Origin of the sequence: Streptococcus sp. 3109, assembly GCF_013276905.1 — a bacterium.
Lineage (GTDB): Bacteria > Bacillota > Bacilli > Lactobacillales > Streptococcaceae > Streptococcus.
Genome location: NZ_VMLY01000006.1, coordinates 23,545 through 34,934, shown reverse-complemented (window position 1 = coordinate 34,934; position 11,390 = coordinate 23,545). Strand labels below are relative to the sequence as shown.

General features: G+C 35.2%; 12 protein-coding genes and 3 pseudogenes. 12 read left to right on the top strand and 3 right to left on the bottom strand.

Annotated elements, in window-relative coordinates:
* Window positions 1–172 precede the first annotated feature (172 nt).
* The 3 genes from HT698_RS03550 (at window position 173) to HT698_RS03540 (ending at window position 2,510) form a co-directional block, all read left to right on the top strand.
* Complete coding sequence (locus HT698_RS03550) at window positions 173–289, top strand: tetracycline resistance determinant leader peptide (RefSeq protein ID WP_001814923.1); 117 nt, start codon at window positions 173–175, stop codon at window positions 287–289.
* Between the two features lie 15 nt (window positions 290–304).
* A complete protein-coding gene (gene tet(M) / locus HT698_RS03545; protein WP_002843300.1) occupies window positions 305–2,224 on the top strand; it encodes a tetracycline resistance ribosomal protection protein Tet(M) in 1,920 nt (639 codons plus the stop codon).
* Between the two features lie 118 nt (window positions 2,225–2,342).
* The gene (locus HT698_RS03540; protein WP_000336323.1) at window positions 2,343–2,510 is read left to right on the top strand and encodes a cysteine-rich KTR domain-containing protein; all 168 of its coding nucleotides are present in this window, start codon (window positions 2,343–2,345) and stop codon (window positions 2,508–2,510) included.
* Between the two features lie 59 nt (window positions 2,511–2,569).
* On the opposite strand, the pseudogene HT698_RS03535 reads toward HT698_RS03540, so the two are convergent.
* Window positions 2,570–2,707: pseudogene (locus tag HT698_RS03535) on the bottom strand (XRE family transcriptional regulator); the annotation flags it as partial.
* Between the two features lie 283 nt (window positions 2,708–2,990).
* On the opposite strand from HT698_RS03535, the pseudogene HT698_RS10475 reads away from it, so the two are divergent.
* The 5 genes and pseudogenes from HT698_RS10475 to HT698_RS03515 all read left to right on the top strand — a co-directional run.
* Window positions 2,991–3,074, top strand: a pseudogene (locus tag HT698_RS10475) (MLS leader peptide); the annotation flags it as partial.
* Window positions 3,075–3,122: 48 nt separating this feature from the next.
* Window positions 3,123–3,206 carry a 23S rRNA methyltransferase attenuation leader peptide gene (locus tag HT698_RS03530; protein ID WP_001814874.1) on the top strand — a complete coding sequence of 28 codons (84 nt, stop codon included), beginning with the start codon at window positions 3,123–3,125 and terminating at the stop codon, window positions 3,204–3,206.
* 124 nt (window positions 3,207–3,330) lie between these two features.
* Window positions 3,331–4,068, top strand: a complete 738-nt coding sequence (gene erm(B), locus HT698_RS03525) for a 23S rRNA (adenine(2058)-N(6))-methyltransferase Erm(B) (protein ID WP_001038790.1) — start codon at window positions 3,331–3,333, stop codon at window positions 4,066–4,068.
* Between the two features lie 354 nt (window positions 4,069–4,422).
* Window positions 4,423–4,977 carry a recombinase family protein gene (locus HT698_RS03520; protein ID WP_000576156.1) on the top strand — a complete coding sequence of 185 codons (555 nt, stop codon included), beginning with the start codon at window positions 4,423–4,425 and terminating at the stop codon, window positions 4,975–4,977.
* 3 nt (window positions 4,978–4,980) lie between these two features.
* Window positions 4,981–7,899 carry a Tn3 family transposase gene (locus HT698_RS03515; protein ID WP_001240982.1) on the top strand — a complete coding sequence of 973 codons (2,919 nt, stop codon included), beginning with the start codon at window positions 4,981–4,983 and terminating at the stop codon, window positions 7,897–7,899.
* Window positions 7,900–7,972: 73 nt separating this feature from the next.
* Here the strand turns inward: HT698_RS03515 and HT698_RS03510 are convergent.
* Window positions 7,973–8,194, bottom strand: a pseudogene (locus tag HT698_RS03510) (helix-turn-helix transcriptional regulator); the annotation flags it as partial.
* A 504-nt stretch (window positions 8,195–8,698) separates the two neighbouring features.
* Between HT698_RS03510 and HT698_RS03505 the strand changes: the two are divergent.
* Both HT698_RS03505 and HT698_RS03500 read left to right on the top strand, forming a co-directional pair.
* Entirely contained in the window at window positions 8,699–9,121 is a 423-nt protein-coding gene (locus tag HT698_RS03505; RefSeq protein WP_000804885.1) for a sigma-70 family RNA polymerase sigma factor, read from the top strand.
* Window positions 9,118–9,348 carry a helix-turn-helix domain-containing protein gene (locus HT698_RS03500; RefSeq protein ID WP_000857133.1) on the top strand — a complete coding sequence of 77 codons (231 nt, stop codon included), beginning with the start codon at window positions 9,118–9,120 and terminating at the stop codon, window positions 9,346–9,348. Before HT698_RS03505 ends, HT698_RS03500 begins: the two co-directional genes overlap by 4 nt.
* A gap of 225 nt (window positions 9,349–9,573) precedes the next feature.
* On the opposite strand, the gene HT698_RS10280 is transcribed toward HT698_RS03500, so the two are convergent.
* On the bottom strand, window positions 9,574–9,825 hold the full coding sequence (locus tag HT698_RS10280) for a hypothetical protein (protein WP_001845478.1): 252 nt from the start codon (window positions 9,823–9,825) through the stop codon (window positions 9,574–9,576).
* Between HT698_RS10280 and HT698_RS03495 the strand changes: the two genes are divergently transcribed.
* Window positions 9,809–10,012: an excisionase gene (locus tag HT698_RS03495; protein ID WP_000814511.1), complete on the top strand. Its 204-nt coding sequence runs from the start codon at window positions 9,809–9,811 to the stop codon at window positions 10,010–10,012. The genes HT698_RS10280 and HT698_RS03495 overlap by 17 nt on opposite strands.
* Before the next feature lie 81 nt (window positions 10,013–10,093).
* Window positions 10,094–11,311: a tyrosine-type recombinase/integrase gene (locus tag HT698_RS03490; protein WP_001291561.1), complete on the top strand. Its 1,218-nt coding sequence runs from the start codon at window positions 10,094–10,096 to the stop codon at window positions 11,309–11,311.
* Window positions 11,312–11,390 lie beyond the last annotated feature (79 nt).

Below are 11,390 nucleotides of genomic sequence, written 5' to 3'. Positions count from 1 at the left end.
ACAAATATGCTCTTACGTGCTATTATTTAAGTATCTATTTAAAAGGAGTTAATAAATATGCGGCAAGGTATTCTTAAATAAACTGTCAATTTGATAGTGGGAACAAATAATTGGATGTCCTTTTTTAGGAGGGCTTAGTTTTTTGTACCCAGTTTAAGAATACCTTTATCATGTGATTCTAAAGTATCCGGAGAATATCTGTATGCTTTGTATGCCTATGGTTATGCATAAAAATCCCAGTGATAAAAGTATTTATCACTGGGATTTTTATGCCCTTTTGGGTTTTTGAATGGAGGAAAATCACATGAAAATTATTAATATTGGAGTTTTAGCTCATGTTGATGCAGGAAAAACTACCTTAACAGAAAGCTTATTATATAACAGTGGAGCGATTACAGAATTAGGAAGCGTGGACAAAGGTACAACGAGGACGGATAATACGCTTTTAGAACGTCAGAGAGGAATTACAATTCAGACAGGAATAACCTCTTTTCAGTGGGAAAATACGAAGGTGAACATCATAGACACGCCAGGACATATGGATTTCTTAGCAGAAGTATATCGTTCATTATCAGTTTTAGATGGGGCAATTCTACTGATTTCTGCAAAAGATGGCGTACAAGCACAAACTCGTATATTATTTCATGCACTTAGGAAAATGGGGATTCCCACAATCTTTTTTATCAATAAGATTGACCAAAATGGAATTGATTTATCAACGGTTTATCAGGATATTAAAGAGAAACTTTCTGCCGAAATTGTAATCAAACAGAAGGTAGAACTGTATCCTAATATGTGTGTGACGAACTTTACCGAATCTGAACAATGGGATACGGTAATAGAGGGAAACGATGACCTTTTAGAGAAATATATGTCCGGTAAATCATTAGAAGCATTGGAACTCGAACAAGAGGAAAGCATAAGATTTCAGAATTGTTCTCTGTTCCCTGTTTATCACGGAAGTGCAAAAAACAATATAGGGATTGATAACCTTATAGAAGTGATTACGAATAAATTTTATTCATCAACACATCGAGGTCAGTCTGAACTTTGCGGAAAAGTTTTCAAAATTGAGTATTCGGAAAAAAGACAGCGTCTTGCATATATACGTCTTTATAGTGGCGTACTGCATTTGCGAGATTCGGTTAGAATATCGGAAAAGGAAAAAATAAAAATTACAGAAATGTATACTTCAATAAATGGTGAATTATGTAAAATTGATAAGGCTTATTCCGGGGAAATTGTTATTTTGCAGAATGAGTTTTTGAAGTTAAATAGTGTTCTTGGAGATACAAAACTATTGCCACAGAGAAAAAAGATTGAAAATCCGCACCCTCTACTACAAACAACTGTTGAACCGAGTAAACCTGAACAGAGAGAAATGTTGCTTGATGCCCTTTTGGAAATCTCAGATAGTGATCCGCTTCTACGATATTACGTGGATTCTACGACACATGAAATTATACTTTCTTTCTTAGGGAAAGTACAAATGGAAGTGATTAGTGCACTGTTGCAAGAAAAGTATCATGTGGAGATAGAACTAAAAGAGCCTACAGTCATTTATATGGAGAGACCGTTAAAAAATGCAGAATATACCATTCACATCGAAGTGCCGCCAAATCCTTTCTGGGCTTCCATTGGTTTATCTGTATCACCGCTTCCGTTGGGAAGTGGAATGCAGTATGAGAGCTCGGTTTCTCTTGGATACTTAAATCAATCATTTCAAAATGCAGTTATGGAAGGGATACGCTATGGTTGCGAACAAGGATTATATGGTTGGAATGTGACGGATTGTAAAATCTGTTTTAAGTACGGTTTATACTATAGCCCTGTTAGTACTCCAGCAGATTTTCGGATGCTTGCTCCTATTGTATTGGAACAAGTCTTAAAAAAAGCTGGAACAGAATTGTTAGAGCCATATCTTAGTTTTAAAATTTATGCGCCACAGGAATATCTTTCACGAGCATACAACGATGCTCCTAAATATTGTGCGAACATCGTAGACACTCAATTGAAAAATAATGAGGTCATTCTTAGTGGAGAAATCCCTGCTCGGTGTATTCAAGAATATCGTAGTGATTTAACTTTCTTTACAAATGGACGTAGTGTTTGTTTAACAGAGTTAAAAGGGTACCATGTTACTACCGGTGAACCTGTTTGCCAGCCCCGTCGTCCAAATAGTCGGATAGATAAAGTACGATATATGTTCAATAAAATAACTTAGTGTATTTTATGTTGTTATATAAATATGGTTTCTTGTTAAATAAGATGAAATATTTTTTAATAAAGATTTGAATTAAAGTGTAAAGGAGGAGATAGTTATTATAAACTACAAGTGGATATTGTGTCCTGTATGTGGAAATAAAACACGATTAAAGATAAGGGAAGATACTGAATTAAAAAAATTCCCCCTCTATTGTCCGAAATGCAGACAAGAAAATTTAATTGAAATAAAGCAGTTCAAAGTAACTGTGATTACAGAGCCAGACGCAAAGACGCAGAGCCGATAAAATGAGATTAATACAATCTCATTTTATCGGCTCTTTCCGTTATGTATGGATTCTTTTAATTAGTCTTCGATGTTTCTTGCTTCGTTGATACCGCTGGCTAAAGATTCCATTAAGGATAGTTCTTTGTCTGTAAAGCTATCCATGTATTTCTCTATCTGTAATCGTCGGGTGCTTTTTACCAAGTTATTAGCAGGTAGGGGTCCCGAGCGCCTACGAGGAATTTGTATCGATAAGAAATAGATTTAAAAATTTCGCTGTTATTTTGTACATTTAACTTGACGGTGACATCTCTCTATTGTGAGTTATTAGTGGTACAGTTTTCAACCGTTTTAATTATAAAAAAGTGGTGCATTTTTAAATTGGCACAAACAGGTAACGGTTATTGCAGGTGTATTTCTTATCTATGGGTTTAACATGGATTTTATCATTAAAATCATGAGTATTGTCCGAGAGTGATTGGTCTTGCGTATGGTTAACCCTAAAGTTATGGAAATAAGACTTAGAAGCAAACTTAAGAGTGTGTTGATTGTGCATTATCTTAAAATTTTGTATAATAGGAATTGAAGTTAAATTAGATGCTAAAAATTTGTAATTAAGAAGGAGGGATTCGTCATGTTGGTATTCCAAATGCGTAATGTAGATAAAACATCTACTGTTTTGAAACAGACTAAAAACAGTGATTACGCAGATAAATAAATACGTTAGATTAATTCCTACCAGTGACTAATCTTATGACTTTTTAAACAGATAACTAAAATTACAAACAAATCGTTTAACTTCTGTATTTATTTATAGATGTAATCACTTCAGGAGTGATTACATGAACAAAAATATAAAATATTCTCAAAACTTTTTAACGAGTGAAAAAGTACTCAACCAAATAATAAAACAATTGAATTTAAAAGAAACCGATACCGTTTACGAAATTGGAACAGGTAAAGGGCATTTAACGACGAAACTGGCTAAAATAAGTAAACAGGTAACGTCTATTGAATTAGACAGTCATCTATTCAACTTATCGTCAGAAAAATTAAAACTGAACATTCGTGTCACTTTAATTCACCAAGATATTCTACAGTTTCAATTCCCTAACAAACAGAGGTATAAAATTGTTGGGAATATTCCTTACCATTTAAGCACACAAATTATTAAAAAAGTGGTTTTTGAAAGCCATGCGTCTGACATCTATCTGATTGTTGAAGAAGGATTCTACAAGCGTACCTTGGATATTCACCGAACACTAGGGTTGCTCTTGCACACTCAAGTCTCGATTCAGCAATTGCTTAAGCTGCCAGCGGAATGCTTTCATCCTAAACCAAAAGTAAACAGTGTCTTAATAAAACTTACCCGCCATACCACAGATGTTCCAGATAAATATTGGAAGCTATATACGTACTTTGTTTCAAAATGGGTCAATCGAGAATATCGTCAACTGTTTACTAAAAATCAGTTTCATCAAGCAATGAAACACGCCAAAGTAAACAATTTAAGTACCGTTACTTATGAGCAAGTATTGTCTATTTTTAATAGTTATCTATTATTTAACGGGAGGAAATAATTCTATGAGTCGCTTTTGTAAATTTGGAAAGTTACACGTTACTAAAGGGAATGTAGATAAATTATTAGGTATACTACTGACAGCTTCCAAGGAGCTAAAGAGGTCCCTAGCGCCTACGGGGAATTTGTATCGATAAGGAATAGATTTAAAAATTTCGCTGTTATTTTGTACAATAAGGATAAATTTGAATGGTACCATAAACGACCGTTTATGGTACCTTTTCATTTTCCTGCTTTTTCTAAATGTTTTTTAAGTAAATCAAGTACCAAAATCCGTTCCTTTTTCATAGTTCCTATATAGTTATACTTAATGAGTTATGGTACATTTAAATTATAAAATTAAGGAGGTTTTTTTATGATTTTTGGCTATGCTCGAGTGAGTACGGATGATCAAAATCTTAGTTTACAAATTGATGCACTTACTCATTATGGAATTGATAAATTATTTCAAGAAAAAGTAACTGGTGCGAAAAAAGACCGACCGCAATTAGAAGAAATGATCAACCTACTACGTGAAGGAGATTCTGTTGTCATTTACAAGTTAGATCGAATTTCACGATCAACTAAACATTTGATTGAACTTTCTGAATTATTTGAAGAACTTAGTGTCAATTTTATATCTATTCAAGATAACGTAGATACTTCAACGTCTATGGGAAGATTCTTTTTCCGAGTTATGGCTAGTTTAGCAGAACTGGAACGGGATATTATTATTGAACGAACTAACTCTGGTCTTAAGGCAGCCAGAGTCCGAGGAAAAAAAGGGGGCCGTCCAAGTAAAGGTAAGCTATCAATTGATTTAGCTTTAAAAATGTATGACAGCAAAGAGTATTCTATTCGTCAAATTCTTGATGCCTCTAAATTAAGCAAAACAACCTTTTACCGTTACCTCAATAAAAGGAATGCTTAAGATATGGCTATGAAAAGAATTTTAACTACTTCACAGCGTGAACAACTTCTTTCTGTAGACCACTTATCAGAAGAGGATTTTAAAGCGTATTTTAGTTTTTCTGATTATGATCTGGAGGTTATTAATCAACACCGTGGAAAGGTCAATAAACTAGGATTTGCGATACAACTTTGTTTGGCCCGGTATCCTGGGTGTTCTTTAAGTAATTGGCCGATTAAATCAACCAGACTAACTTCTTATGTGAGTCGACAGCTCCATCTTGATGCAATTGATTTAAATTCATATGATCATAGAAATACACGTGCAAATCACTTCAACGAGATCTTAGAAGTATTCAACTATCATCGATTCGGTAGTGCTAATACACAAAAACAGTTAATAGAATATTTAATTGAACTAGCTTTAGAAAATGATGACTCTATCTATCTAATGAAAAAAACAATTGATTTCTTAACTCGAAAAAGAATTATTTTTCCATCTATAGCTACACTTGAAGACATTATAAGCCGCTGTCGAGATAAAGCAGAAAACAACTTATTTTCAATATTACTCTGTTCATTAACAGATATACAAATTGAAAAACTAGAGAGTTTGTTTCAAATTTATGAAGAGACGAAAATAACTAAACTCGCTTGGCTAAAAGACATTCCAGGTAAGGCAAATCCAGAAAGCTTTATGAGTATTTGTAAAAAAGTGGAAGTGATTGCTTCCATGGGACTCGGGACAATTAATGTCTCCCATATTAATCGGAACAGGTTTCTTCAGCTAGCTAGACTAGGGGAAAATTATGATGCATATGACTTCTCCCGTTTTGAGCTTGAAAAAAGATACTCTTTACTTATTGCTTTTTTAGTCAATCATCATCAATATCTGATCGATCAACTGATTGAGATTAATGACCGCATTTTAGCAAGTATTAAACGCAAAGGGACACGTGATTCACAAGAACAGTTAAAAGAAAAAGGAAAATTGGCTACTAAAAAATTGGAACATTATGCTTCTTTAATTGATGCTCTTCACTTTGCAAAAGATAATGATAGTAATCCTTTTGACGAAATTGAACGAATCATGCCTTGGGAAGATTTAGTACAAGATGGAGAAGAAGCTAAAAAAATTACAGGTAATAAAAATCATGGCTATTTAGAAATGGTTCGAAATAAAGCTAATTACCTCCGAAGATACACGCCAATGTTATTGAGGACCCTTTCGTTCAAAGCAACTCCGGCAGCAAATCCAGTCCTCATGGCCCTAACTCAACTAACTGATTTACACAATAGTGGTAAAAGAAAAATACCGGCAGATACTTCTACTGATTTTGTGAGTAAAAAATGGAAAAGCCTTGTTCGGCCAGAAGAGGGGAAAATAGATCGGTCTTACTATGAGTTAGTAGCTTTCACCGAGCTAAAGAACAATATTCGATCAGGAGATATTTCAGTTGAAGGAAGTATGATCCATCGAAATATTGATGATTACTTAGTTGATTTATCTGCTTGTATTGATTCAGAAACTATTCCAGACACGTTTGAGGACTATTTAAAGGATCGGGAAATAATTTTAGATTTACAGCTTCAATTTTATTCGACAGTTGATAAGAGAATTTCAAGAGCAAACCTTAAAAAGTTGGAAAAAGTTACACCTAGCGAAGCAGAAATATATAGAAAAAAACTTTATTCAATAATTCCTAAGATAAGGCTTAGTGATCTTTTAATTGAGGTGGACAGTTGGACCAACTTTTCACAAGAATTTAGTCATGATTCTACAGGGAAACCGCCGAGTGAACAAGAAAGAAAAATTATTTTTGCTGCTTTGCTGGGTTTAGGGATGAATATTGGTCTTGAAAAAATGGCCCAATCAACTCCTGGAATTTCTTATTCTCAGTTAGCCAATGCCAAACAATGGCGCTTTTATAAAGAAGCTCTGACTCGTGCTCAATCTGTTTTGGTTAATTATCAGTTAAAGCTTCCTGTTGCAGACTTTTGGGGTGAAGGAAAAACCACTGCTTCAGACGGAATGCGCGTCCCAGTGGGCGTCTCAGCTCTAAAATCCGATGTTAATCCACATTACAAAAGTATGGAAAAAGGAGCTACAATGATTCGATCAATAAATGATAGGCATACGACTCATCATATCGAGGTTGCTTCAACTAATACAAGGGAAGCTACTCATACCCTTGATGGCCTACTTTATCATGAAACAGATCTAGATATTGAGGAACATTTTACTGATACAAATGGGTATTCTGATCAGGTGTTTGGAATGACCGCATTACTAGGCTTTGATTTTGAACCTCGCATCAGAAATATAAAAAAATCACAATTATTTTCTATCAAATCACCTTCCTACTACCCTAACTTATCAGAAGATATAAGCGGAAAAATCAATGTAAAAATTATTGAAGAAAACTATGATGAAATTAAACGAATCGCCTATTCGATTCAAACAGGAAAAGTATCTAGTTCTTTACTATTAGGAAAGCTAGGCTCATACGCACGTAAGAATAGAGTAGCTCTTGCACTGAGAGAACTAGGTCGCATTGAAAAGAGCATTTTTATGATAGATTATATTACAGATAGTGAGCTACGGCGAAGGATCACTCATGGACTAAATAAGACAGAAGCGATTAATGCTTTAGCTAGAGAACTATTTTTTGGGCGACGCGGAAAATTTATGGAGCGCGATATTCGCCGACAACTTCAAAGTGCTAGTGCGCTTAATGTGTTAATAAATGCAATAAGTATATGGAACGCCGTCTACTTACAAGCAGCTTATAATTATCTCGTCAAAATAGATCCCGAAGTAACTAAGTATATGAAGCATGTATCTCCTATTAATTGGGAGCATATCACTTTTCTTGGAGAGTATAAATTTGACTTGTTATCTATTCCTAAACACTTAAGAGAATTGAATATAAAAAATAAATAGGCCTTGAAACATTGGTTTAGTGGGAATTTGTACCCCTTATCGATACAAATTCCCACTAAGCGCTCGGGACCCCAGGTAAGAAAAATTCATCAACGGAAACATGAAGTAACGATACAAGGTCATAAAGAACTTGTATGCTGGGGTGTTGCCCTTTATTTTCAATATTAGTTAAGTACCGTGGGTCAATTTCAATCAATGCTCCCACTTGTTCACGAGTTAAACCTCGTTTCAATCGAGCTTCTTTAATGGCTAAACCAAAGGCTCTAAAATCATATTTATCTTCTTTTTTACGCATAGTAGACCACCTCTATACATTTTATTGTTCCTACTGAATTAAAAACAGGTATAGAAAAACGTGTTATATGGTTTATAGGTTTATATTTAATAAAAAGCACTACTAAACGCCAATAAAAAAAACCGTTATATGGTAGTGCTATTTACGCTGTTAAAATATTGTATATTACTTCCAAATGGCGGTTTGTTGGAGGTCAACGTCGCCATGAAGTACATCATATACAATAAATTTCCTTACATTGGGTTCTTGTCAAAAAAAGTCGTCTATCTGCAATAGATAAGTACGTCCACCAATGTGGTTTTATAAATCATATAGATAGAATAACAGAAGCATGTAAACAGAGAAATAAATCTGTTTATATGCTTTTTTGGCTATTCAGAACTTTTTTACAAAGTTTATTTATCAGTAATGCAACAAATCCCCCTTTCACATTGGGACTAAGAGTGAAAGGAGATAAACGAGCAAGGCTCACTTCCTTTCCTAGACAGAAAGGGGGTGAGAAACATGAAACCATCTTCTTTTCAGACCACAATAGAAAATCAGTTTGACTATATCTGTAAACGTGCTATGGAAGACGAGCGAAAGAATTATATGCTTTATCTTTCAAGGATTGCAAAGCGTGAGGTGTCCTTTTCGGATGTTGGCGATTATCTTGTTAGCCAGTTTGCGACAACAGATAACTATTCAACTGACTTTCAGATTTTTACACTCAATGGGTTATCAGTAGGCGTTGAAAATGATTTGTTGAGTGAAGCATTACGTGAGTTGCCAGACAAGAAACGTGAAATTCTACTGCTGTTTTACTTTATGGACATGAGCGATTCAGAAATTGCAGACCTGTTGAAATTGAACCGTTCTACTGTCTATCGGCATAGAACCAGTGGACTAGCCTTAATTAAAAAGTTTATGGAGGAATTTGAAGAATGAAAACACAATATCCTATGATTCCCTTTCCTCTCATTGTAAAGGCAACAGATGGCGATACCGAAGCGATTAACCAGATTCTACATCATTACAGAGGGTACATAACGAAGCGTTCCCTACGACTTATGAAAGATGAATATGGCAATCAAAGTATGGTCGTTGATGAAGTCTTACGTGGAAGAATGGAAACCAGACTGATTACAAAGATTTTGTCATTTGAAATTAAGTAATATCCTCTCTCCTTTCGTGGAAGCGTGCTAAACCATTCCACGCTTCCCGAACAGGGAGGTTTGTTATTCCACCAAAGCATATTGAGCTTTCAATGTGTTTTGATAGGCTAACGAGCCATTGTTCTTTGAAAACTGAATAAAAGTAATCGAATACGTTTCGATAAGAAAAGAGCCAACGGAACTAACCGCCATGACCTATCTTATAAAGATAGCGAGCGATTCATGTTAGTGATCCGAGAAGCAATCTTTAGCAGGATTGCCTGCAACGACATTCTTATCGTGATAATGATACTCCCATACAGTCAATAGTCCGAGCGTGATAAAACCGTCGCAGGCAATGAGTATGGCTACATGAGAACCATGCAGGGGTGGAACTCCCGTGAGCTTTGCTAAAGCTGTTCGATTGCTGGTAAAACAACTTTTATGAAATCCAAATAAGTGATTTGGAAAGGAGGATTTTATGAAGCAGACTGACATTCCTATTTGGGAACGTTATACCCTAACCATTGAAGAAGCGTCAAAATATTTTCGTATTGGCGAAAACAAGCTACGACGCTTGGCAGAGGAAAATAAAAATGCAAATTGGCTGATTATGAATGGCAATCGTATTCAGATTAAACGAAAACAATTTGAAAAAATTATAGATACATTGGACGCAATCTAGCGTCGCCAAAGGGTCTTGTATATGATAAAATAGTATTAAGTCGTATCAAGGCTCTTTCCATAAAGGAAAGGAGCAAATGCCATGTCAGAAAAAAGACGTGACAATAAAGGTCGAATCTTAAAGACTGGAGAGAGCCAACGAAAAGACGGAAGATACTTATACAAATATATAGATTCATTTGGAGAACCGCAATTTGTTTACTCGTGGAAACTTGTGGCTACAGACCGAGTACCAGCAGGAAAGCGTGATTGTATCTCACTTAGAGAGAAAATCGCAGAGTTACAGAAAGACATTCATGATGGTATTGATGTTGTAGGAAAGAAAATGACACTCTGCCAGCTTTACGCAAAACAGAACGCTCAAAGACCAAAGGTTAGAAAAAACACTGAAACTGGACGCAAATATCTTATGGATATTTTGAAGAAAGACAAGTTAGGTGTAAGAAGTATTGACAGTATTAAGCCATCAGACGCTAAAGAATGGGCTATTAGAATGAGTGAAAATGGTTATGCTTATCAAACCATCAATAACTACAAACGTTCTTTAAAGGCTTCATTCTATATTGCTATACAAGATGATTGTGTTCGGAAGAATCCATTTGACTTTCAACTGAAAGCAGTTCTTGATGATGATACTGTCCCTAAGACCGTACTAACAGAAGAACAGGAAGAAAAACTGTTAGCCTTTGCAAAAGCTGATAAAACCTACAGCAAAAATTATGATGAAATTCTGATACTCTTAAAAACAGGTCTTCGTATTTCAGAGTTTGGTGGTTTGACACTTCCAGATTTAGATTTTGAGAATCGTCTTGTCAATATAGACCATCAGCTATTGAGAGATACTGAAATTGGGTACTACATTGAAACACCAAAGACCAAAAGTGGCGAACGTCAAGTTCCTATGGTTGAAGAAGCCTATCAAGCATTTAAGCGAGTGTTAGCGAATCGAAAGAATGATAAGCGTGTTGAGATTGATGGATATAGTGATTTCCTCTTTCTTAATAGAAAGAACTATCCAAAAGTGGCAAGTGATTACAACGGCATGATGAAAGGTCTTGTTAAGAAATACAATAAGTATAACGAGGATAAATTGCCACACATCACTCCACATAGTTTGCGACATACATTCTGTACCAACTATGCAAATGCAGGAATGAATCCAAAGGCATTACAGTACATTATGGGACATGCTAATATAGCCATGACGCTGAACTATTACGCACATGCAACATTCGATTCTGCAATGGCAGAAATGAAACGCTTGAATAAAGAGAAGCAACAGGAGCGTCTTGTTGCTTAGTAGTACAAATGAATTTACTACTTATTTACCACTTCTGACAGCTAAGACATGAGGAAATATGCAAAGAAACGTGAAGTAT

Excerpts from the sequence above, each read along its gene's own strand:
- HT698_RS03530 (WP_001814874.1), top strand. The coding sequence starts at position 3,123 with ATGTTGGTATTCCAAATGCGTAATGTAGATAAAACATCTACTGTTTTG.
- HT698_RS03520 (WP_000576156.1), top strand. The coding sequence starts at position 4,423 with ATGATTTTTGGCTATGCTCGAGTGAGTACGGATGATCAAAATCTTAGT.
- HT698_RS03515 (WP_001240982.1), top strand. The coding sequence starts at position 4,981 with ATGGCTATGAAAAGAATTTTAACTACTTCACAGCGTGAACAACTTCTT.
- HT698_RS03505 (WP_000804885.1), top strand. The coding sequence starts at position 8,699 with ATGAAACCATCTTCTTTTCAGACCACAATAGAAAATCAGTTTGACTAT.
- HT698_RS03500 (WP_000857133.1), top strand. The coding sequence starts at position 9,118 with ATGAAAACACAATATCCTATGATTCCCTTTCCTCTCATTGTAAAGGCA.
- HT698_RS03495 (WP_000814511.1), top strand. The coding sequence starts at position 9,809 with ATGAAGCAGACTGACATTCCTATTTGGGAACGTTATACCCTAACCATT.
- HT698_RS10280 (WP_001845478.1), bottom strand. The coding sequence starts at position 9,825 with ATGTCAGTCTGCTTCATAAAATCCTCCTTTCCAAATCACTTATTTGGA.
- HT698_RS03490 (WP_001291561.1), top strand. The coding sequence starts at position 10,094 with ATGTCAGAAAAAAGACGTGACAATAAAGGTCGAATCTTAAAGACTGGA.